The following is a 20,701-nucleotide window of genomic DNA, read 5'->3' on the forward strand; positions in this document are numbered from 1 at the left end:
CTGTACAGCCTGAGGCCTTTTTGCGTGATTTTAGCGGATGATTGCGCGAAAACGTTCAACTTCCATCCATAGTATGCCTTTTATGAGATTACTCTTAGGAGGAGTGCGGATGAGCAGGGAGGCCATAGGCGGGAACGGGGCAATTTTAGGCAGCGGGGAATATTGGAGCCGGGTGAACCGGGACACATGGTTCGGCGGCCTGATGCGGCAGCCATCGGAGACAGCTTATTGGGAGACGCTGAAGGAAATTGGAGATCGTGCCGCTGGAGCGGTGGAAGAAATTTATGAGGATCTGCGGAAAAACGAAAAACGGATTCAGAAAATCGAAGCCAGCGCACGAACTGCCCTTGCAAAACAGGTGCGGGCTTTATATGATGTCAGTAGGATGGCTGGCACATCCTGCAGTCACAGCGGCGAGTGCGAATCCCTATTGAACCTGTCCGGTTTTCTTGTGTGGAGCAATCCCTTTGGCAATGAGCGCGCGGTACAGGCGGCCGTCTGGAGGGCCAGGAACCATCCGGAGTTTTCCACCGGCGAGTGCATGGACCTCATCAAACGCGCGGCGGAGTGGGGGATTGGCTATGCCGCGGGCGGAAGCGGGAAAAAGCGTGCGTTCTTAGAGGAGATATCCCAGGGACAGGAGACGGGCTTTTTTGAAGAGGTGATCGAGGCATATGAAAGCGGCGAAGAGCCGGAGGCGCGGGGCAGCTGCGGTCATGCCATAGGCGGGAGCGAGTGCCTGACCCACATGGAGCGGGAGGTATTTGTGAAGGAACTTCCGGCGGCGCACAGCGCCCGCTGGGGAAGCCCTGATTACGCCGGCTTACTGAAAGATGAGCTGGAATCCATCGCCCGCCAGCTGGAGCGGGATTTGGAGCGCAATGAGCGTGAGAACAATTACATCACCGATGAAACCGAACAGGCGCTGAAGCTTGCTGCGGTCGAACTGGGGCGCTGCGGCGCGGGGATCGGTTCACTGGGCGGCAAGATCGAGAGGCTTGCGTGGTTCGTGGGCGGCGACCCGGCAAAAATCCGGCAGCTGCAACAAAAGCTGAACCAGTTAGGTGTGGGGGAACATCTCACCGAGGATGGAGTCTATGGGAAGAAAACGCTGGCAGCGTGGGAAAAGTTTTTAAGTAGACTGGAACACGGCACCGTGCCGACTCTCACTTGGATTGACCCGCTGCAAAGCAAACTGACAGGGATTAAAATTGGCAGTGCAAAATATGGGAAAAAATATGGTTTTCATGATGCGTTGATGGCGGGTACGCATCCATATATCAGAATCGATCCGAAACCGACCGGGACAGAAACAGTGTGGATACGTGGAGTAAAAACGACGATTAACTATCCTCACATTAATCTTGACAAGGTTCCCAACAGCAATTGGATTTACAATCAGCTCCAAAGTAGATTCAATCATCATGAGCTGTCTGGTGACGCATATAACGCGTTAAAAGATCTGAAAGCAACTGGTAAAAAAGTTCGCGTTGCAGGAAAGGTGCTGTTGGTTGCGGGAATTGCGTTGGATGCGCTGGAATTGGGGACAACCATTGATGCAGACTTGAAGGACGCGGACCGGAAGATCGGCAAAAAGACACTGTCCGCGGCGGCCAGCATAGGCGGGAGCTGGGCCGGCGCGGCACTGTGGGCAAAGATTGGCGCGATTGCCGGTGGAATGACCGGCCCCGCAGCGCCTGTAGCGGTTCCGGTACTCAGTTTGCTGGGCGGTATGATCGGGTCCGCAGCCGGGGATTGGCTTGCACGGGAAATCGTGGACATCACATATGTAGAGGACTGACATTATGTGGAACAGGAAAAAGGAACTGAAAGAGAATCAGCGGCATGGGAACCGCAACAATACATTTTTGTCATACTTGACGTCCCATCTCTACCAAACGGAGTTGGAGGAAGACGATGAATTCGAAGACCTTTATATTCTGGAGGAAACGCATTTTCCTATAGCTGGCGCTGATGCGTATTTCCTGGAGGCGAAAAAAGAATTTAAGGACGACTACAGTCTCCATACGCCTATGTTTATATTTCGGTTGATGCAATATTTGCTGGAAGGATTCGCTGTGGTTACATCCGTTCAGGACAGGCCGATAGACCCCCTGTTAATTGAGGAGATGGCAAACTATCGTCTGGTGCCTCAGAGGTTTGTGCCGGCGTATGTGCGATTTTCCAATAGTAGCCCAAGAGAGGGAGAGCGGGTATATTACGATGGAAAGGAGGCCATGCTGACGCTAACGGATGGTATGAATCGAGGAGTAGTGGAGCCATTTTGCACCACGCCGGGAAATTGTGGAAGCATTTGCTTATCCCAAACCGCATATAGTAAGGAGTTGCTGGGAACTTCGCCGTCTGACTATGCGGATATAGAGAAATACTGTGAAAGCTCAGACTGCTTTTTTACATTAAATTACAACATGAAAACGTTGCATATGATTCTTGAACACGGCCAATTCAGCGAAGAACAGATGTTGAGCAAGCTGCGTGCATTTTGCGAGGCAAACGGGAAACGGCTCTGTGTGATGTGGCCGGAGGATCCGGCGCTGAGATAGGAGTACCAAGCCCGCATCATAGAAAGAGAGACGATGAAATCCGGCTCTTTTTATGTTTGATGGGGTACGAGGATTATAGGGTGGCGTTTCCGGAGGTTGAGTCTCCGTCAACATCGAAAAGGCCTCAGGTTATCATTGGACAGCCTGAGGCCTTTTTATTGGAAGGAAATTGGAGATCGTGCCGCCGGAGCGGTGGAAGAGATTTATGAGGACCTGCGGAAAAACGAAAAACGGATTCAGAAAATCGAATCCAGCGCACGAACTGCCCTTGCAAAACAGGTGCGGGCTTTATATGATATCAGTAGGATGGCAGGCACATCTTGCCGTCACAGCGGCGAGCGTGAATCCCTATTGAACCTGTGCGTCGATTGCTGTCCCGGTGTTAGGCCTTGTGGTCGGAATCGGCGGCGCCTTTGGCGGCGATGCGTTGGGAAAGTGGATTGTAGATATTACTTGTGAGGAGGATTGGACATGGGGCTGATTAAATCGCTATGGGATAGTTATTATTTCCATCGACATCACGAATCTACGCTGGCGCCGGACGACTGGCCGCCGGACGGCAGTCTGCACCTCATTGACTATACAAAATACACACAATGGCATATTCCAGATTCCTTTGTTCAATATGAGTTTTCCTCCAACGTGGGTGAGGATGACAGTCGGATCATTCCATTGAGTATGGAGATTATAGAACGTTTTTGTGGTTCCAGACAGGTTTTGACGCGGATATATTCCAACGGAGAGACGTCAAAAAAAGAGAAGTATCCACCGGAACACTTTCCGGTTCGGTACTGTCGATTTCTGGAACACATCGGCGCTTCGGTCTCTATTGACGCACCGAATGAAAGAACGCTTCTGCTTCTGGAAACAGGCTTTAACCCCGCTGCTTTTTGGGCCAGTCAGGATATCAGTACCGTTGATGGATGTTTCTTTGACTTCTACGTTCTTTCAGAGAGCCTTTGTTTTTCTGATGCAAAAAGTGCTGCGGAGATCGCGGCCAGCGGGCAATACGATGTCTGGTTTGTCTTGAGTGAATGTGGTCCCTGCGCCTTATATGTAACGCTGAACCCCAAAACAGTGGATGTGACGGCGCTGCAGGAAATTGTCGCAGCGGTTTGTAAGGAACACAACATTTTATTCCAAAATCCGCCCGGGTTCTAATCCCTTCGGAAAATGTCTAAGGTGTTTGGGCGTTCCATCGAAAAAGGCCTCAGGTTGTCATTGGACAGCCTGAGGCCTTTTTATTGGAAGGAAATTGGAGATCGTGCCGCCGGAGCGGTGAAAAAAGTTTATAAGGACCTGCGGAAAAATGAAAAGCGGATTCAGAAAATCGAATCCAGCGCACGAACTGCTCTTGCAAAACAGGTGCGGGTTCTATATGATATCAGCAGGATGGCAGGCACATCCTGCCGTCACAGCCGCGAGTGTGAATCCCTGTTGAACCTGTGCGCCGATTGCTGTCCCGGTGTTAGGCTTTGTGGTCGGAATCGGCGGCGCCTTTGGCGGCGATGCGTTGGGAGAGTGGGTTGTAGATATTACTTGTGAGGAGGATTGGACATGGGGCTGATTAAATCGTTATGGGATATTTATTATTTCCATCGACATCACGAATCTACGCCGGCGCCGGACGACTGGCCGCCGGACGGCAGTCTGCATTTTATAAAATGCACAGAAGAGGCACAATCACGCGTTCCAGCGCCGTGTATTCAATATGAGTTTTTCTCCAACATAGGCGAGGATGACCGTCGGATCATACCATTGAGTATGGAGATTATGAAACGCTTTTGTGGTTCCAGACAGGTTCTGACGCGGATCTATTCCAGCGAAGAACCGTCAAAAAAAGAGAAGCATTGGCCAGAATGTTTTCCGGTTCGGTACCGTCGTTTTCTGGAACACATCGGCGCTTCTTTTTCTATTGACGCACCGAATGAAAGAACGCTTCTGCTTCTGGAAACAGGCTTTAACCCCGCTGCTTTTTGGGCCAGTCAGGATATCAGTACCGTTGATGGATGTTTCTTTGACTTCTACGTTCTTTCAGAGAGCCTTTGTTTTTCTGATGCAAAAAGTGCTGCGGAGATCGTGGCCAGCGGGCAATATGATGTCTGGTTTGACTTGAGCGAGTGGGGTCCCTGCGCCTTATATGTTACGCTGAACCCCAAAACAGTGGATGTGACGGCGCTGCAGGAAATTGTCGCAGCGGTTTGTAAGGAACACAACATTTTATTCCAAAATCCGCCCGGGTTCTAATCCCTTCGGAAAATGTCTAAGGTGTTTGGGCTTTCCATCGAAAAAGGCCTCAGGTTATCATTGGACAGCCTGAGGCCTTTTTATTGGAAGGAAATTGGAGATCGTGCCGCCGGAGCGGTGGAAGGAATTTATAAGGACCTGCGGAAAAATGAAAAGCGGATTCAGAAAATCGAAGCCAGCGCACGAACTGCTCTTGCAAAACAGGTGCGGGTTCTATATGATGTCAGCAGGATGGCAGGCACATCCTGCCGTCACAGCCGCGAGTGTGAATCCCTGTTGAACCTGTGCGCCGATTGCTGTCCCGGTGTTAGGCTTTGTGGTCGGAATCGGCGGCGCCTTTGGCGGCGATGCGTTGGGAAAGTGGGTTGTAGATATTACTTGTGAGGAGGATTGGACATGGGGCTGATTAAATCGTTATGGGATAGTTATTATTTCCATCGACATCACGAATCTACGCCGGCGCCGGACGACTGGCCGCCGGACGGCAGTCTGCATTTTATAAAATGCACAGAAGAGGCACAATCACGCGTTCCAGCGCCGTGTATACAATATGAGTTTTTCTCCAACATAGGCGAGGATGACCGTCGGATCATACCATTGAGTATGGAGATTATGAAACGCTTTTGTGGTTCCAGACAGGTTCTGACGCGGATCTATTCCAGCGAAGAACCGTCAAAAAAAGAGAAGCATTGGCCAGAATGTTTTCCGGTTCGGTACCGTCGTTTTCTGGAACACATCGGCGCTTCTTTTTCTATTGACGCACCGAATGAAAGAACGCTTCTGCTTCTGGAAACAGGCTTTGACCCCGCTGCTTTTTGGGCCAGTCAGGATATCAGCACCGTTGATGGCTGCTTCTTTGACTTCTACGTTCTTTCAGAGAGCCTTTGTTTTTCTGATGCAAAAAGTGCTGCGGAGATCGTGGCCAGCGGGCAATATGATGTCTGGTTTGACTTGAGCGAGTGGGGTCCCTGCGCCTTATATGTAACGCTGAACCCCAAAACAGTGGATGTGACGGCGCTGCAGGAAATTGTCGCAGCGGTTTGTAAGGAACACAACATTTTATTCCAAAATCCGCCCGGGTTCTAACCCCTTCGGAAAATATCTGAGGTGTTTGGGCTTTCCATTGAAAAAGGCCTCAGGCTGTCATTGCGCATTTAAGTGTAGTACACCCCTTAGCGGACTATGTGATTTCCTATCTTGATTTTCATGTGAAGTTGGCTATCACAGTAAATCCGTCGTGGGTTCCACAAGCCGACGTACGGGAATCGAATCGTTCGCTGCCAGCACCGGGGATGGAATGGCCGCCGGATGGAAGCCTGCATTTTTTTCATTGTGAACAGACACTTATGTCCAATACAAAATAAGAGATAATGTGGGCGAGGACGTCAGAGTTGTAAAGCTCAGCATTGCGCCCACATTTATGTGTGCTCAATCCAGATTCACCAAAGTATAGTCCCGGCTGCCCAGCCCCATTTGGGCGGCGGTCTCCACGGTGTGGATGCCGTTTCGGCTTTCCATCCGCTCGATCAGAGCCGCCTTGCCCGGGTCCGGGGAGCGGTAGACGGCGTCCACACAGGCCTGGTCCAGAGCCACCGGGTCTAAGGAGGCAAAGATGCCAAGGTCCGCCATCTCCGGGTCATGGGGATGGGCGTCGCAGTCGCAGTCCACGCTGAGCTTGTTGGCCACGCTGACATAGACGATGTTTTCCCTGCCCAAATAGTCCATGACGGCGCTGTCCGCCTCAGCCATGGACTCCAGGAAGGAGTCGTGGTCTGCGGTGAACATGTCCTCAAAGTGCGCAAAGGAGCCGCCGGAGCAGTGGATGTGGCCCTTGCCCCGGGAGGAGGCGACGCCGATGGACATATTTTTCAGCGCGCCGCCGAAACCGCCCATGGCGTGACCCTTAAAGTGGGAAAGGATCAGCATGGAGTCGTAGTTGGCCAAATGGGCGCCCACATAGTTTTCCTTCAGGTGGCGTCCTTCACGGACTGGGATGGCCATGTCGCCCTCCTCATCCATGATGTCGCAGGGGGCGATGGCCCGGAAGCCGTGCTCCTCCATGGTCTGCCAGTGGGCCTGGGTGGTGTCCCGACGTCCGGGGTAGGCGGTGTTGCACTCCACGATGGTGCCGTGCAGCCGGGACACCAGGCCGCGGATCAGGTCCGGGGACAAAAAGTTGTGGCCTCCGGGTTCTCCGGTGGAGAGCTTGACGGCCACCTTGCCCTTGAGCGCAGCGCCTAAGGCTTCGTAAGCCCTCAAGAGGCCCGCTGGGCTGATGTCTCTGGTAAAGTAAACGGTTGAACGTTCCATAGTGATCCTCCTTGTTGTTTGGAAAGCGCGTCAGGCTGCGAGAGAGCCTGGCTGTTTTTTCAACCTTATCACCTGGAGTGAACTCCATGTCAAGAGGAAAATAAACGTTTCGGAGATGGTCCCGGGCGACGGCGGGCCTCCGTCTGCACTGGGCGTTGATCTGGCCCATCTCCACAGCAAAGAGCCGCAGGACGAAATTTTCGTCCTGCGGCTCGCTGTTTATTTTTCGTGGCGCAGGAGCACCGCCGCCTGGGGACAGAGCTCGTGGCAGCAGTAGCATCGGATACAGCGGGAGCGGTCGACCGCCGCCCTGCCGCCGGCAAGGGAAATGGCGCCCTGGGGGCAAGACCTTTCACAGATGCCGCAGCCCACGCAGCGCCGGTGGTCGATTCGCGGCGCACTGCTCAGGGCGGAGGCCAGCAGCCGCTGCACCGGCGCGCCCAGGCCCGTGGCTTTGCCCAGCATCCCCTCCCGCCGGCAGGGCAGGAGAAAATTGGGGACAAAGAGCTCCTCCATGGATGCACCCACTAACTCCACCTTTAGGGGATCGAACCCCCAAAACGATTCGGCGGCGCGGAGCACGGGGCTGTCCTCCTGGCCGATCATCCGGCAGGCCACGTAATCCAGCGCCACGGCATCCTCCGAGGCCAGCAGCCAGCCCACGGGGCGCGGCCGGCCGGATTCCCCTGGGCCGTCGCCCTCCATGGCCACAACGGCGTCCATAACATGCAGCCGCGCCGAGACAAAGCCGCACAGGTCCAGCAGCATCCGGGCGAACAGCTCCCGGTCCCGGAGCTTGGCGTGGAAGCCCACCTTGCCCAGGCCGGGGATGATGCCGAAGTGGTTTTTTACCGCGCCGGTCATGCCCATAAAGACATGGGTCTTCAGCTTGCAGACGTTGATAACCCCGTCGGCGTCCAAAACCGGGGAAATCACCTCGGCCCGGCGGATCAGCCGGCCCTGGGGGAGAGCGACCTCCCGGGAGGAGAGGTCAAAGTTCAGCGAGGCACCGGAGCGCTCCGCCGCCTCCTCCATACCGCACTGGCGGTAGAGGCTGCGCAGCGTGGATTCGGTATAGGGGTAGCCCGAGCCGGGGCTGTCGCACAGGACCGCCCTGGCACCCTGTGCCGCGATCAGGGCGGACACGGCCCCGGCCACCGCCGGGTGGGTGCTGACGGCCTTTTCCGGGGGCGCCGGGCGCAGCAGATTGACCTTCACCACTATATCCTCGCCGGGCTGGGCGAATTGCGCCATGCCGCCGCACAGGGAGAGGAGCCGTTCCATCTGCTGGCGGGCCTGGTCGTAAGAGGGGCAGCGCACGGCATAAACCTGCCTCATTCCGCATCTCCTCCTTTCGGCCCGCTGCGGGCGTAGTAAAACAGATACTGCTGGATGACACCGGCAAAGCCGTCGTAGCGCTCAAGGGGGAAGTTCCCGCCATAGTGCCGGTCAATGACCCGGTTGATCCACACGTCCCGGGGAAAGGCGGCAATGCGGTGAAAACCGAACAGCATGATGCAGTTGGCTACCTTTGGCCCCACGCCGGAAAGCCCGGTGAGATGGTCCAGGAGGTCCTGGTCGGAAAGGGACGACCACTGGCTGAGGTCCCCCGCCGAGCGGGCGGCAGCGTAAAGATAGGGGGCGCGGTAGCCCAAAGCGCAGGACCTGAGCTCCTCCAGGGAGCACGAGGCCAGGGCCTCCGGGCTGGGGAAGGCGTATTCGCCGGTCTCTCCGATGGGCGTGCCGTAGCGCCGGGAGAGCGTCTCCACGCAGCCGCGGATGGCGGGAATCTGCTTTTGCTGGGAGATGAGGAAGGTGATGAGCATCTCCCAGGGGTCCTGGCGCAGAATGCGGACGCCTTCGCCGAACCGGGCCGCCTGAGTCAAAAAGACGTCGTCCGCCGGGATGCTGCGCAGAAAAGCCCCGTAGTCGGTGTCCAGGTCAAAGTAGGGGACCCATATCGTCTGAAACTCCTCCTCCGTACAGTGGAAAGAGACCCGGCGGCCCTCCTGGGCAAGGTCCAGCACCCGGCCGGCCGCGATGAGGCGGAACCGGCCGGGGCCGCGTTGGAGCAGGCGGAAGCACTGCCCGCTGTCGGCGATCTGGGCCAGATTCAATTGTGTCAGCGTACGTTCGATCATGGCGCTCCTAAAGTAAGTCCGGAAAGACTTGCGTATGTCGAAATAATGGTATATATTGAGAAAAAGAAAGGAGAGAGCATATGCTGTTTCTTTGGTATCCCAAGTGCACCACCTGCCAGCGCGCCAAGGCGTGGCTGGATGAGCGGGGCGTTTCCTACGAGCTGCGCGACATTCGGGAGGAGCGGCCCTCCAAAGAGGAGCTGCGCGCCTGGTATGCCCGCAGCGGCATGCCCCTCAAGCGCTTTTTCAACACCAGCGGTCTTGTGTACAAGGCCAAAAACCTGAAGGACACTCTGCCGGACATGAGCGAGGAAGAGCAGCTGGAGCTGCTGTCTCAGGACGGCATGCTGGTCAAACGCCCTCTGCTGGTGGGAGACAGTTTTGTGATGGCGGGTTTTCGCCCAAAAGAGTGGGAAAGCGTGATCTGAGCTGGCGGATAAACGATAGCGCCGGTTCCGCACGACGCGGAACCGGCGCGCTGTTTTATCCCCCAATGGCGCTCAACGCCGCGGCCTGAGCCTGTTCCAGGTCTGGGATCACCTGGGAAAGGGCGGTATAGTCCTGCGCGCGGAGCAGTTCCATGGCCCGGGCGGAGAGGCGGAACACCGTTTGGATGCTCAGGTTGCCGCTGGTGCCCTTCAGGTTGTGCACCACCATTTTCAGCTGCTCATAATCCGCGGCTTCCCAGAGGGAGCGGATGGCTTCCGGTGAGGCGACGCAGGATCCATATTGGGACAACAGGCTTTCATACAGCGATTCGCTGCCGCAGCGCGCCGCACCAGAGTCGTAATCGATTCCCCCGGCGGCCAATCTCTTCCGATCCATGAGACCCTCCCCGATCCAAGCAGAATGACCGCCCTTCGCGGCCTTTTTCCATGTAAGTATACCATCTCCCGCCCATTTTGGCAAGCGGCGGCCTTTTTGACTTGGGCGGCCTTACAGCTGCTCTATTCCGTTTACGGCAGGTTCAAGGGGAAATAAAGCGCCTTCGGCGTCAGGGCCTGTGAATTTACAGGCGGCGGCTGAATAGAATCATCGTACAGGGAGGAAGGCAGCCCCTTCGGGTGAAAAAGTTGCTTTTTGTCGAAAAAAATGATATAATGTATCGAAATCAGTTGTTGAGTGAGGAACTGCCATGTCTCAAATCACCAGACGCGCCATCATCCAGTCGTTTTTGAAGCTGCTGAACCAGTCTCCTCTGGATAAGATTACGGTCCGGGATATTGTGGACGACTGCGGCGTCACCAGGAGCACCTTCTACTATTACTTTGAGGATATTTACGCCCTGCTGGAAGAAGTGTTCCGCCAGGAGACGGACAAACGGCTGAACAGCGGCAAGGCCTATACCAGCTGGGAAGAGGGCTTTCTGGACACGGTGTCTTTTGCTCTGGAGAACCGGCGGGCCATTTTCCACGTCTACCACTCCCTGAGCCGGGAGCAGTTGGAGCAGTATCTCTATGACATCACCGGAGACCTGATGGACAAGATTGTCCGGGGCCTCACGGCGGACCTGCCGGTTCAGGAGGAGGACGTGTGCATGGTGGTGGACCTCTACAAATACGCGCTGGTGGGGATGATTCTGAACTGGCTCCAGCGGGGCATGAAGGAGGATCCCACAGAGAAAATCCAGCGGTTGGGGAAGCTCCTGGACGGAAACATCCGCGCCGTCCTTTCCAAGACGGTGGAGGAACGATAAAGTTCAAACAAAAAGGATGGGATGTGCAAACTTTGCACATCCCATCCTTTTTGTCCATGGAAAAGAAGAGGCCGGGGGAGTAAGCTGTGAACTGGATAAGGAGGCGATAAGATGCAATCCGTAAAACGGATCAAGCGGGTCTATATGTTTTACTCCATTGCTCTGATTCTGCTGGGCGCGGCGCTTTTGTTTGCGCCGGAGCTCTCCGCCGTGACCATGTGCTCCCTGGCCGGGGCGGTGACGGTGGTCTGCGGTGTGGTGAAGCTGTGCGGCTATTTTGTCAATGATACCTACGGGCTGGCGTTCCAGTTTGATTTTGCCCTGGGGATTTTTGCTGTGGCGGTGGGAATCATCCTGCTGATGCGGCCCCAGCGTCTGCTGGCGTTTGTCAATGTGATCTTCGGCCTTTTCCTGCTGGCGGAATCCACCTTCAAGCTCCAGACGGCCAAGGAGGCCAGGCAGTTCGGCCTGGAGCGCTGGTGGGCGATCCTGATCCTGGGCACCGTGACGGCCATCCTGGGCATCCTTCTGATCTGCAACCCGCTGAACGGTGCACTGGCACTGACAGCCCTTCTGGGCCTGGCCCTGATGGCCGACGGGCTTCAAAACCTCCTGGTGGCGATGTACACCATCCGGCTGGTCAAACGGTTTTCCCCCATCAACGAAGAAGACCAGGAGGGGTATCACCTGTTTTGAACCGTGCTTTTTGTGACGTTTTTCGGGAAAATGACCGAATCCGCGGCTAAATGAAGAGAATTTCCAGCAATGCGGAGAGAAGAGACGGTTGCAAGTTGAACGGGAATTCGCTATACTGAGTGCAGCTGAAAAACATAGAAAAACCGGCGCGGTGCCGGGCAAGAAAGGGAGTTTTTCTGTGACTGCATACAAAAAATTGAGTAAGGAAGAGCTGAAGAGGGAATACGAGGCGGTCAGCTCTGAATTTTCCGTCCTGTGCGAAAAAGGCCTGAAGCTGAATATGGCCCGGGGCAAACCCAGCAAGGCCCAGTTGGATATGGTCAGCGATATTTTCGACGTGGTGCGCAAGCCCGAGGACTTCATCATCGACGGCGTGGACGCCCGCAACTACGGGAATCTGGAGGGCTTGAGCGCCGCCCGAAGCTACTGGGCAGATATGCTGGGCGTGCGGCCGGAGCAGACCTTTGTGGGCGGCAACGCCAGCCTGCAGCTGATGTACGACCTGATTTCCAAGGCGTATACCCACGGCCTGCTGCATTCCCAGCGCCCCTGGTGCCGGGAGGAGAAGATCAAGTGGCTGTGCCCCGTGCCCGGTTATGACCGCCACTTCAAGGTCACCGAGTCCTTCGGCTTTGAGATGATCTCCGTCCCCATGACCGACGAAGGCCCCGATATGGACCGGGTGGAGGAACTGGTGAAGGATCCGGCTGTCAAGGGCATGTGGAACGTGCCCAAGTACTCCAACCCCGACGGCGTCATCTACTCCGACGCCACCGTCCGCCGCATTGCCGCGCTGAAGCCCGCGGCCCCCGACTTCCTTCTCATGTGGGACAACGCCTACTGCGTCCACGAGTTCTTCGGGGAGTTTGTCCCCTTCCTGAACATTTTGGAGGAGTGCGAAAAAGCGGGCAACGCCGATATGGTGTTTGAATTTGCCTCCACCTCCAAGATCACCCTGCCCGGCGCGGGTATGTCCGTCATGGCGGCCAGCGAGGCCAACATCAGCTATCTCTCCAAGCTGATCGGCATCCAGATCATCAGCTATGACAAGGTGAACCAGCTGCGCCACGTGAAGTATCTCAAGGACAAGGAGCATACGCTGGAGCTGATGAAGCGCCACGCCGCCATCATGGGCCCCAAGTTCAAGGCCGTGCTGGATACCCTGGATGAGAAGATCGCCCCGCTGGAGATCGCCCAGTGGAAGCGCCCCAAGGGCGGCTACTTTGTCAGCTTTTACGCCATGCCCGGCACCGCCCGGCGGACGCTGGAGCTCTGTAAGCAGGCGGGAGTCACCATGACCGGCGCCGGCGCCACCTACCCCTATGGCAAGGACCCGGAGGACAGCAACATCCGCATCGCGCCCTCCTTGCCCCCGGTCTCCGAACTGGAGCAGGCCCTTGAGGTATTTTGCGTGTGCCTGCGCATGGCCACGCTGGAAAAGCTGATGGCATAAGCATGCGTTATTACGGTAAAGTTTTTCGCCCGCCCTCCGAGGCCTACAGCCTGATCGTCCAGGTCACCTATGGATGCAGCCACAACACCTGCGCCTTCTGCGACATGTACCGGGAAAAGCGCTTTGCCCTGCGGCCCTTAAAGGAGGTCCTGGAGGACTTCGACATGGCCCGCCGCTCCTATCAGGAGGTCAAGCGGATTTTCCTGGCCGACGGGGATGCGCTGGTACGCCGGGCCGCGGACCTGGAGGCTATATTGGACCGGATCGCGGAATTGTTCCCAGAGTGCGAGCGGGTCACCTGCTACGCCTCTCCCTCCAGCATCCAAATCCGGACGGAGGAGGAGTTGTGCAGTCTGCGCCGGAAGGGGCTGGCCATGGTCTATATGGGGCTGGAATCCGGCAGCGACCAGGTGCTGACGAAGATGTGCAAGGGCCACACTGCCGCGGAGATCATCGAGGCGGGGAAGAAGGTGCGCCGCTGCGGCATCGCACTGTCGGTGACGGCCATCTCCGGCCTGGGCGGCCCCGAGCTTTTGGAGCCTCACGCGGTGGAGACGGCAAAGGCGCTCAGCGCCATGAATCCAGAGTATATCGGCCTTCTGACGCTGATGGTGGAGGAGGGGACGCCTCTCCAGCAGTGGGTGAATGAGGGCAGTTTCCATCTTCTGACCACGGAGCAGGTCCTGAAGGAGACGGAGCTGCTGGTGGAGCACTTGGACAGCCCGGGCAGCGTGTTCCGGATGAACCACGCCTCCAATTATCTGATGCTGCGGGGAACGCTGAATCAGGACAAAGAGGCCATGCTTGCGGAAATCCGCCGGGCCAAGTCGGATGCATCCAGGCTGCGCCCCGAGTGGTTCCGCGCCTTGTGACAAGAAAAGAGAACGCCTGCGGCTTTATGCCGCAGGCGTTTTTTCTTCATTGGTCTTTGCCAGGACCAAGATCATGGCGATGATGCAGGCAAAGCCAATGAGGTCCGTGACAGAAAACCGGGTTCCAAGGCAGAGGAAGGAAAAGAGGGTGGCGCTGACCGGCTCGGTGGTGGCCAGCATGGCCGAGCGGACGGGCCCGATGTCCGCGATACCCTGCATGAACAGGGAGAAGGACAAGATGGTGCCCACCACAATCACGGCTGCCACGGCCAGCCAGCCCTGGATAGGGATGGGGACATAGAGCCGCCAGGGCCGACTCGCCAGGCACAGCACCGCGCCGCCGATGAGCATGCCGTAGCCGGAGATCACCTCTTTGCCCCACTTGGGCAGGATCCGGGAGGGGATCAGGGTGTAGGCTGCCACGGAGGCGGCGGTGAGCAGGCCCCAGATGAGCCCCTGTCGGGAAAGCACCATGTGCCGGGGGTCGCCGCCGGTGGCCACCAGATAGGTTCCTGCCGCAGCCAGCGCCAGGGCCAGCACCTGCCGGCGGCCCGGCCAGCGCCGCAATTGCAGGCAGGAGAGCACCATGATGATGACCAGGCTCAGGTTCTGGAGCACCGTGGTGGTGGCGGCGTTGGAATAGGAGATGGAGGTCATGTAGGCATATTGGCAGAGCATGAGGCCAAAGATGCCGTAGACGACCAGCTGGAGCACATCCCTGCGGTCGCGCCAGATGCCGGAGAGAGCCGGCCGGCTGCTCTTCAGGGCCAACAGCAAAAAGCACAGGCCCGATACCAGCATGCGCACGGCGGTAAACCACTGGGAAGACACGTGGTAGGTGGAAAAAAGGTACTGCCCGCAGGTGCCGGAAATGCCCCAGCACACGCCGCCAAGGGTGGTGCAGAGGATGCCGCGGGTGACCCGGTCGAGTTTCTTCAAGAGACGATCCCTTCTTCTTTCTCTATCAGGTTCGTTTGAGCGCCGTCAAATCTTGCGGGGCTTCTCCGCGTCGCAGTACGCGCAGCGGTAGGTCCGCTTGTCCGGGTCGTTGAGGAGGAAAATGGCGTCCAGCTGGGGCTCTGCCATGGTGATGCAGCGGGGGTTCTTGCAGTGGATCACGTTGACCAGCCTCTGAGGCAGGGCCAGGTGCTTTTTCTCCACCCGCACTCCGTCGCGGATGATGTTGACGGTGATGTCCGGGTCGATGTAGCCCAATACGTCCAGATCCACCTCCATGGGGGAGTCGATCTTGATGATGTCCTTTTTCCCCATCCGGGCGCTGCGGACATTCTTGATGATGGCCACGGAGCAGTCCAGCTCGTCCAGGTGCAGGTATTTGTAGATGTCCATGCTTTTGCCGGCCTTGATGTGATCCAGCACAACGCCGTTTTGGATGCTGTCGATATTCATTAGCTCGCTCCCTTCCTTATGCCTTCAGGCCCAACAGCTTCATGATGAGGGCCATGCGGATGTACTTGCCGTTTTTCACCTGCTTCCAATAGCAGGCCCGGGGATCGTCGTCCACGGACACGGTGATCTCATTGACCCGGGGCAGGGGGTGCAGGATGCACAGGTCCTCTTTGGCGGGCACTAACTTCTCCGGATCCAGGACATAGGTGTCCTTCAAACGGATGTAGTCTGCCTCATTGAAGAAGCGCTCCTTCTGGACGCGGGTCATGTAGAGGATGTCCAGCTGGGGCATGGCCTCTTCCAGGCTGGCGGTCTCCTCGTAGAGGAGGCCGTTGCGCTCCAGGACGTTTTCCTTCAGGTAGTCCGGCAGCTTCAGCTCCTCCGGGGAGATGAAGACGAACTTGATGCCCGTTTCCCGGCTGAGGGCATTGACCAGGGAGTGGACGGTACGGCCGAACTTCAGGTCACCGCAAAAGCCGATGGTAAAGCCGTTCAGCCTCCCCTTTTCCCGGTGGATGGTCAAAAGGTCCGTCAGGGTCTGGGTGGGATGGTTGTGGCCGCCGTCACCGGCGTTGATGATGGGTACCTCGCTGCGCAAAGAGGCGGCGAAGGGCGCGCCCTCCTTGGGATGGCGCATGGCGATGATGTCGGCATAGCAGCTGACGGTGTGGATGGTGTCGGCCACGGTTTCACCCTTGGCGGTGGAGGAGCTCATTGCCTCGGAAAAGCCCAGGGTCTGGCCGCCCAGGGCCAGCATGGCGGATTCAAAGCTGAGGCGGGTCCGGGTGGAGGGCTCAAAGAACAGCGTTGCCAACTGTTTGCCCCGGCACACCTGGGCGTATGCTTCCGGCCGGTCGATGATGTCCTCGGCAGTGGCGATCAGCTGGTCAATTTCCTCTGTGGTCAGGTCGGTGATGTCGATCAGGTTTCTCATAATGGCTCCTTCCTCAGTTTCTCCAGCTTTCGTCGGAGGGGTTGGCCCGGAACTTCTTCAGCCGTGCGATGTCGGAGGGCTGGATGCGGCCTTCCTCCGCGGCCACCTCGCACACGGCGTCGAAGTTGCTCAGGCTGTAGTTGGTGACATCGGCTGCGGCCAGGCGGTCCAAGCCCTTTTGCAGCCCGTAGGTGAAGATGGACACGATGCCCAAAACCTGGGCACCGGCTTCCCGGAGGACTTCCACCACCTCGATGCAGCTGCCTCCGGTGGAGATCAGGTCTTCCACCACCACCACTTTCTGGCCCTTCTCCAGCCGTCCCTCGATCTGGTTGCCCCGGCCGTGGTCTTTGTGCCCGCTGCGGACATAGCCCATGGGCAGGCCCATCAGATGGCCGCAGATGGCGGCATGGGCGATGCCGGCGGTGGAGGTGCCCATCAGCACTTCCACGTCGGGATAGTGGGTGCGGATCAGCTCCACCAGGCCGTTTTCCACCGCCGTGCGCACATCGGGGGCGGTGAGGGTCAGCCGGTTGTCGCAGTAGATGGGGCTTTTGATGCCGCTGGCCCAGGTAAAGGGCTCGTCGGGGCGGAGGAACACCGCGCCGATGCGCAGCAGTCCCTTGGCAATTTCACGTTCCATATTCATCAAATGATCTCCTCCTCATGTAAAATCAGCAGTTATCCCAGAAAATCGGCCACGGCCCGCCGGTAGGCGGCCACGGGGTCGGATGCCTTGGTGATGGGGCGGCCCACCACGATGAAGTCGCAGCCGCTGCGCGCGGCCCGCTCCGGCGTCATGATCCGCTTCTGGTCGCCTGCCTCGCTGTCCGCAAAGCGGATGCCCGGAGTGACGGTGATAAAGCCGGCGCCGCAGCATTCCTTCACCGCCGCGGCCTCCAGGGGAGAGCAGACCACGCCGTCCAAACCGCTGTCGGCGGCGTTTTTGGCATAGCGCATGACGGTTTCCGCCATGGGCACGTCGATGAGCAGTTCGTTTTTCAGCGCCGATTCGTCGGTGGAGGTCAGCTGTGTGACGGCGATAAGTATCGGCCGGGTCCCGTCGGGCCGGGTCAGGCCCTCCAGGGCTCCCTTCATCATCTCGGAGGCTCCGGCGGCGTGGAGGTTCACCATGTCCACGTCCAAGCGGCTGAGCACGGCCATGGCCCGGCGCACCGTGTTGGGGATATCATGAAGCTTTAGATCCAGAAAAATCCGATGGCCCCGGGCCTTGATCTCCCGGACCATGTCCGGCCCCTCGGCGTAAAAGAGCTCCATGCCGATCTTCACAAAGGGCTTTTCCCCGGCGGGGAACTGATCCAGAAACGCAAGGGCCTCCTTACGGCCGGGGAAGTCCAGGGCAATGATAACATCCTTCTGCATGGCAAAAACACCTTTCTCTCTTGTTTAAATTCAGTGGGCGCCGCCGGTCAGAGCGCGGATGTGGGAGACGCCGAGCCGTTCGCAGACACCGCCCAGTTCCTCCACGATCTTTTTGCAGGCCATAGGGTCCCGCAGGTTGGCCGCGCCCACCTCCACAGCGGTGGCGCCGGCAAGCATCAGCTCGCACACATCCTCGGCGCAGCTGACGCCGCCCATGCCGATGATGGGGATGGACACCGCCTCATAGACCTCGTAGACCATCCGCACTGCCACAGGGAGCAGCGCGGGGCCGGAGAGGCCGCCGGTTTTGTTGGCCAGCAGGGGCTTGCGGCGCTTTAAGTCGATCCGCATGCCAAGCAGGGTGTTGATGAGGCTGACCCCGTCGGCCCCCGCATCCTCGCAGGCCCTGGCGATCTCCGCAATGTCGGTCACGTTGGGGCTCAGCTTCATGAATACCGGCTTGTGGGTCACGTCCTTGACAGCCGCCGTGACCTCAGCGGCGCTCTTGGGGTCGGAGCCGAAGTTCTTTCCTCCGCAGTGGAGGTTGGGGCAGCTGATGTTCACCTCAATGATGCCCACCTGAGGGCACTGGTCGATCTTGCGGCAGTTTTCCACGTATTCCTCCACGGAGAAGCCGCCGATGTTGGCGATCAGCGGGCCGTGAAACAGCTCTGCCATATTGGGCAGCTCCTGGGCGATCACCGCGTCGATGCCGGGGTTTTGAAGACCAACCGCGTTGAGCATGCCGGAGGGTGTCTCGGCGATGCGGGGCGTGGGGTTTCCGAACCGGGGATCAGCGGTGGTGCCCTTGAAGGAAAAGCTGCCAAGGAGGTTCAGATCATAGCACTCGGCAAACTCCCGGCCGTAGCCGAAGGTGCCGGAGGCGGGAATGACGGGGTTTTTCAGCGAAACGCCGGCAAGGGAGACGCTCAGATCTACCATACGATCTCCTCCTTACTTAGGACGGGGCCGTCCTTGCAGATGCGCTTGGAGCCATACCTGGTCTTACAGGTGCAGCCCATGCAGGCGCCGAAGCCGCAGCCCATCCGCTCTTCAAAGCTGAACTGTCCGCCCGTCAGCTGCTCACAGCCCCAGACTGCCTTGAGCATGGGTTCCGGGCCGCAGACAAAACCGTAGTCGCAGCCGGTTTGGGGCAGCAGGTCCGTCACCAGGCCCTTGCGGCCCAGGGAACCGTCCACCGTGGCCAGGGAAATCTGGCAGCCTAACTCCGCAAATTCCTTCAGATAGAAGGTGTCGTCCCCCGAGTTGAACCCCAGGGCGACGGCGGGGGCGTTCCCTGCCTTTGCCATGCGCTTTGCAAGGCCGTAGAGGGGCGCGCTGCCGATGCCGCCGCCCACCAGCACGCTCTTTCCCGCGGAGCGGGAGATGTCAAAGCCGTTGCCAAGGCCCATCAGGGTATCAAAAGACGTGCCCACCTCGGATCGGCACAGCTGCTGTGTGCCCTTGCCGGCCACCCGGACCAGGAGGAGCAGAATATCCTTGTCCCAGTCGCACACGGAGATGGGGCGGCGGAGGAACCGGCCCTCCAACAGCAGATTGACGAACTGGCCCGGCGCTGTGATGGCGGAGGTGTCCCCGGCCAGGGCCAGCTCCCACACGTCCCGATTCAGCTGTTTTTTGTGAATGAGGGTCAAAGGCGTCTGGATCACAGCTGGTTCCTCCCGTCGTATACGATTTTCCCGCCGCAGATGGTCATTTCCACCGCCGCGCTGACCTGCCGGCCTTCAAAGGGCGTGGCGCGGCCCAGGGAGCGGAAGCGGCGGCTGTCGATGGCATGGGGGGCGTTCAGGTTCAAAACGGTCAGATCGGCGGCGCTGCCGGGCTTCAAATCCACCTCCGGCAGTCCGAAAATACGCCGGGGAGCGGCGGTCATCTTGTCGATGAGCTGTTCCAGCTTCATCACGCCCGTCTCCACCAGGGCGCTGTAGAGCACAGGGAAGGCGGTCTCCAGCCCCACGATGCCCATGGCGCTTCCCCGCAGCCCCCTGGACTTCTCCTCCGCGCTGTGGGGGGCATGGTCCGTGGCGATGCAGTCAATGGTGCCGTCCAGGAGGCCCTGGCGCAGCGCCTCCCGGTCGGCGGCGGAACGCAGGGGCGGGTTCATCTTGAACCGGCCCTCATCCTGCAAATCGTCCTCGCACAGCACCAGGTAGTGAGGCGCCGTCTCACAGGTGACGGGCAGCCCCTCCGCCTTGGCCCGGCGGATGAGCTCCACTGACTCTTTGGTGGAGATGTGGCACACGTGGTAGCGGCAGTTTGTCCTGCGCACGAGGCCGATGTCCCGCTCCACCTGGCGCCATTCGCTCTCCGACGAGATGCCGGGAAAGCCGTGCTCCCGAGCCCAGCGCCCGTCGTGGATGCAGCCGCCCCGGAGCAGGCTGTTGACCTCACAGTGGGCCACGATGGGCTTGTCCAGGGATTTGGCGCAGCGCATGGCCGCCTCCATCCGCTCGTCGGACTGCACGCCCCGGCCGTCGTCGGAAAAGGCTACCACATAGGGCGCCATGTCCTCCATGTCCGACAGCTCTTCGCCCTGCTGGCCCCGGGTGATGGCGCCATAGGGGACCACATGGATGGCGGCGCCGCGTTCGATGGCGCTCAGCTCCCTGCGCAGATTGGCCAGGGAGTCCGGCACAGGGTCTAAGTTGGGCATGGGGCACACGGTGGTGTAGCCGCCCGCCGCGGCTGCCGCTGACCCGGTGGAAATGGTCTCCTTATAAGAAAAACCAGGCTCCCGAAGATGAACGTGTACATCAACGAAACCTGGAACAAGGAACCGGTCATTCAGTTGAAGGACTTCCTCCCCGCTGCCGGAAACAGAAACAATACGGCCGTGGGAAATGGCAATGTCCAAAGGATGAAAAGAGGAGCCGGAATATACGTTTGCGCCCTTCAGGGTGAGTCCCATTTTTGCACCTCCTGAGATTTTTTCTAAATCTAAATTCTAACGGATAGGAGGTGTGTTGTCAACTGA

At 58.2% G+C, this 20,701-nt stretch carries 22 protein-coding genes; 10 read left to right on the forward strand and 12 right to left on the reverse strand.

The annotated features are described in order from the left end of the window. Positions 1 to 172: 172 nt before the first annotated feature. From H8790_RS02500 to H8790_RS02520, 5 genes are all read left to right on the forward strand, one after another. Positions 173 to 1,801, forward strand: coding sequence for a peptidoglycan-binding domain-containing protein (locus H8790_RS02500; protein ID WP_243208545.1), 1,629 nt, complete (start codon positions 173 to 175; stop codon positions 1,799 to 1,801). A gap of 4 nt (positions 1,802 to 1,805) precedes the next feature. Next, positions 1,806 to 2,564, forward strand: a complete 759-nt coding sequence (locus tag H8790_RS02505) for a hypothetical protein (RefSeq protein ID WP_187333452.1) — start codon at positions 1,806 to 1,808, stop codon at positions 2,562 to 2,564. A 471-nt stretch (positions 2,565 to 3,035) separates the two neighbouring features. Next, on the forward strand, positions 3,036 to 3,725 hold the full coding sequence (locus H8790_RS02510) for a hypothetical protein (protein WP_187333453.1): 690 nt from the start codon (positions 3,036 to 3,038) through the stop codon (positions 3,723 to 3,725). Between the two features lie 396 nt (positions 3,726 to 4,121). After that, entirely contained in the window at positions 4,122 to 4,811 is a 690-nt protein-coding gene (locus H8790_RS02515) for a hypothetical protein (RefSeq protein WP_187333454.1), read from the forward strand. A 396-nt stretch (positions 4,812 to 5,207) separates the two neighbouring features. Continuing rightward, on the forward strand, positions 5,208 to 5,897 hold the full coding sequence (locus H8790_RS02520; protein ID WP_187333455.1) for a hypothetical protein: 690 nt from the start codon (positions 5,208 to 5,210) through the stop codon (positions 5,895 to 5,897). A 342-nt stretch (positions 5,898 to 6,239) separates the two neighbouring features. Here H8790_RS02520 and H8790_RS02525 read toward each other — a convergent pair whose 3' ends face one another. From H8790_RS02525 to H8790_RS02535, 3 genes are all read right to left on the reverse strand, one after another. Then, complete coding sequence (locus tag H8790_RS02525) at positions 6,240 to 7,121, reverse strand: DUF362 domain-containing protein (RefSeq protein WP_187333456.1); 882 nt, start codon at positions 7,119 to 7,121, stop codon at positions 6,240 to 6,242. A gap of 219 nt (positions 7,122 to 7,340) precedes the next feature. Further along, positions 7,341 to 8,459 carry a DUF362 domain-containing protein gene (locus H8790_RS02530; RefSeq protein WP_187333457.1) on the reverse strand — a complete coding sequence of 373 codons (1,119 nt, stop codon included), beginning with the start codon at positions 8,457 to 8,459 and terminating at the stop codon, positions 7,341 to 7,343. Beyond that, on the reverse strand, positions 8,456 to 9,262 hold the full coding sequence (locus H8790_RS02535; protein WP_187333458.1) for a DNA-3-methyladenine glycosylase family protein: 807 nt from the start codon (positions 9,260 to 9,262) through the stop codon (positions 8,456 to 8,458). Before H8790_RS02535 ends, H8790_RS02530 begins: the two co-directional genes overlap by 4 nt. 80 nt (positions 9,263 to 9,342) lie before the next feature. Here H8790_RS02535 and H8790_RS02540 point away from each other — a divergent pair, with 80 nt between their 5' ends. After that, a complete protein-coding gene (locus H8790_RS02540) occupies positions 9,343 to 9,690 on the forward strand; it encodes an arsenate reductase family protein (protein WP_187333459.1) in 348 nt (115 codons plus the stop codon). Between the two features lie 55 nt (positions 9,691 to 9,745). Here H8790_RS02540 and H8790_RS02545 read toward each other — a convergent pair whose 3' ends face one another. Next, a complete protein-coding gene (locus tag H8790_RS02545) occupies positions 9,746 to 10,087 on the reverse strand; it encodes an Hpt domain-containing protein (protein ID WP_187333460.1) in 342 nt (113 codons plus the stop codon). A gap of 310 nt (positions 10,088 to 10,397) precedes the next feature. On the opposite strand from H8790_RS02545, the gene H8790_RS02550 reads away from it, so the two are divergent. The 4 genes from H8790_RS02550 to H8790_RS02565 all read left to right on the forward strand — a co-directional run bounded on the left by H8790_RS02550 (position 10,398) and on the right by H8790_RS02565 (position 13,979). After that, on the forward strand, positions 10,398 to 10,958 hold the full coding sequence (locus tag H8790_RS02550; protein ID WP_187333461.1) for a TetR/AcrR family transcriptional regulator: 561 nt from the start codon (positions 10,398 to 10,400) through the stop codon (positions 10,956 to 10,958). A 111-nt stretch (positions 10,959 to 11,069) separates the two neighbouring features. Continuing rightward, complete coding sequence (locus tag H8790_RS02555; protein WP_187333462.1) at positions 11,070 to 11,654, forward strand: HdeD family acid-resistance protein; 585 nt, start codon at positions 11,070 to 11,072, stop codon at positions 11,652 to 11,654. Positions 11,655 to 11,832: 178 nt separating this feature from the next. Beyond that, a complete protein-coding gene (locus H8790_RS02560) occupies positions 11,833 to 13,107 on the forward strand; it encodes an aminotransferase class I/II-fold pyridoxal phosphate-dependent enzyme (protein ID WP_187333463.1) in 1,275 nt (424 codons plus the stop codon). 2 nt (positions 13,108 to 13,109) lie between these two features. Beyond that, entirely contained in the window at positions 13,110 to 13,979 is an 870-nt protein-coding gene (locus tag H8790_RS02565) for a radical SAM protein (protein ID WP_187333464.1), read from the forward strand. 24 nt (positions 13,980 to 14,003) lie between these two features. Here H8790_RS02565 and H8790_RS02570 read toward each other — a convergent pair whose 3' ends face one another. From H8790_RS02570 to H8790_RS02605, 8 genes are read right to left on the reverse strand one after another with little or no spacing between them, the layout of a single operon-like run. After that, a complete protein-coding gene (locus H8790_RS02570) occupies positions 14,004 to 14,918 on the reverse strand; it encodes a DMT family transporter (RefSeq protein ID WP_243208546.1) in 915 nt (304 codons plus the stop codon). A 45-nt stretch (positions 14,919 to 14,963) separates the two neighbouring features. Further along, on the reverse strand, positions 14,964 to 15,389 hold the full coding sequence (locus H8790_RS02575) for an aspartate carbamoyltransferase regulatory subunit (RefSeq protein ID WP_187333465.1): 426 nt from the start codon (positions 15,387 to 15,389) through the stop codon (positions 14,964 to 14,966). A gap of 16 nt (positions 15,390 to 15,405) precedes the next feature. Further along, the gene (gene pyrB / locus H8790_RS02580; RefSeq protein ID WP_187333466.1) at positions 15,406 to 16,323 is read right to left on the reverse strand and encodes an aspartate carbamoyltransferase; all 918 of its coding nucleotides are present in this window, start codon (positions 16,321 to 16,323) and stop codon (positions 15,406 to 15,408) included. Positions 16,324 to 16,336: 13 nt separating this feature from the next. Then, positions 16,337 to 16,972, reverse strand: a complete 636-nt coding sequence (pyrE, locus tag H8790_RS02585; RefSeq protein ID WP_318646867.1) for an orotate phosphoribosyltransferase — start codon at positions 16,970 to 16,972, stop codon at positions 16,337 to 16,339. Between the two features lie 32 nt (positions 16,973 to 17,004). Beyond that, positions 17,005 to 17,706, reverse strand: a complete 702-nt coding sequence (gene pyrF, locus H8790_RS02590) for an orotidine-5'-phosphate decarboxylase (protein WP_187333467.1) — start codon at positions 17,704 to 17,706, stop codon at positions 17,005 to 17,007. A gap of 30 nt (positions 17,707 to 17,736) precedes the next feature. Beyond that, the gene (locus tag H8790_RS02595; RefSeq protein WP_187333468.1) at positions 17,737 to 18,648 is read right to left on the reverse strand and encodes a dihydroorotate dehydrogenase; all 912 of its coding nucleotides are present in this window, start codon (positions 18,646 to 18,648) and stop codon (positions 17,737 to 17,739) included. Continuing rightward, positions 18,642 to 19,376 carry a dihydroorotate dehydrogenase electron transfer subunit gene (locus tag H8790_RS02600; protein ID WP_187333469.1) on the reverse strand — a complete coding sequence of 245 codons (735 nt, stop codon included), beginning with the start codon at positions 19,374 to 19,376 and terminating at the stop codon, positions 18,642 to 18,644. The genes H8790_RS02595 and H8790_RS02600 overlap by 7 nt, the downstream gene beginning before the upstream one ends. Beyond that, entirely contained in the window at positions 19,373 to 20,635 is a 1,263-nt protein-coding gene (locus tag H8790_RS02605) for a dihydroorotase (protein WP_187333470.1), read from the reverse strand. Before H8790_RS02605 ends, H8790_RS02600 begins: the two co-directional genes overlap by 4 nt. Between the last annotated feature and the right edge of the window lie 66 nt (positions 20,636 to 20,701).

This window comes from Oscillibacter hominis, assembly GCF_014334055.1.
Lineage (GTDB): Bacteria > Bacillota > Clostridia > Oscillospirales > Oscillospiraceae > Oscillibacter > Oscillibacter hominis.

What these genes read in the sequence shown, in the direction of transcription:
- H8790_RS02505 (WP_187333452.1), top strand. Translation starts at nt 1,806, where the DNA reads ATGTGGAACAGGAAAAAGGAACTGAAAGAGAATCAGCGGCATGGGAAC.
- H8790_RS02510 (WP_187333453.1), top strand. Translation starts at nt 3,036, where the DNA reads ATGGGGCTGATTAAATCGCTATGGGATAGTTATTATTTCCATCGACAT.
- H8790_RS02515 (WP_187333454.1), top strand. Translation starts at nt 4,122, where the DNA reads ATGGGGCTGATTAAATCGTTATGGGATATTTATTATTTCCATCGACAT.
- H8790_RS02520 (WP_187333455.1), top strand. Translation starts at nt 5,208, where the DNA reads ATGGGGCTGATTAAATCGTTATGGGATAGTTATTATTTCCATCGACAT.
- H8790_RS02525 (WP_187333456.1), bottom strand. Translation starts at nt 7,121, where the DNA reads ATGGAACGTTCAACCGTTTACTTTACCAGAGACATCAGCCCAGCGGGC.
- H8790_RS02530 (WP_187333457.1), bottom strand. Translation starts at nt 8,459, where the DNA reads ATGAGGCAGGTTTATGCCGTGCGCTGCCCCTCTTACGACCAGGCCCGC.
- H8790_RS02535 (WP_187333458.1), bottom strand. Translation starts at nt 9,262, where the DNA reads ATGATCGAACGTACGCTGACACAATTGAATCTGGCCCAGATCGCCGAC.
- H8790_RS02540 (WP_187333459.1), top strand. Translation starts at nt 9,343, where the DNA reads ATGCTGTTTCTTTGGTATCCCAAGTGCACCACCTGCCAGCGCGCCAAG.
- H8790_RS02545 (WP_187333460.1), bottom strand. Translation starts at nt 10,087, where the DNA reads ATGGATCGGAAGAGATTGGCCGCCGGGGGAATCGATTACGACTCTGGT.
- H8790_RS02550 (WP_187333461.1), top strand. Translation starts at nt 10,398, where the DNA reads ATGTCTCAAATCACCAGACGCGCCATCATCCAGTCGTTTTTGAAGCTG.
- H8790_RS02555 (WP_187333462.1), top strand. Translation starts at nt 11,070, where the DNA reads ATGCAATCCGTAAAACGGATCAAGCGGGTCTATATGTTTTACTCCATT.
- H8790_RS02565 (WP_187333464.1), top strand. Translation starts at nt 13,110, where the DNA reads ATGCGTTATTACGGTAAAGTTTTTCGCCCGCCCTCCGAGGCCTACAGC.
- H8790_RS02575 (WP_187333465.1), bottom strand. Translation starts at nt 15,389, where the DNA reads ATGAATATCGACAGCATCCAAAACGGCGTTGTGCTGGATCACATCAAG.
- pyrB (WP_187333466.1), bottom strand. Translation starts at nt 16,323, where the DNA reads ATGAGAAACCTGATCGACATCACCGACCTGACCACAGAGGAAATTGAC.
- pyrE (WP_318646867.1), bottom strand. Translation starts at nt 16,972, where the DNA reads ATGAATATGGAACGTGAAATTGCCAAGGGACTGCTGCGCATCGGCGCG.
- pyrF (WP_187333467.1), bottom strand. Translation starts at nt 17,706, where the DNA reads ATGCAGAAGGATGTTATCATTGCCCTGGACTTCCCCGGCCGTAAGGAG.
- H8790_RS02595 (WP_187333468.1), bottom strand. Translation starts at nt 18,648, where the DNA reads ATGGTAGATCTGAGCGTCTCCCTTGCCGGCGTTTCGCTGAAAAACCCC.
- H8790_RS02605 (WP_187333470.1), bottom strand. Translation starts at nt 20,635, where the DNA reads ATGGGACTCACCCTGAAGGGCGCAAACGTATATTCCGGCTCCTCTTTT.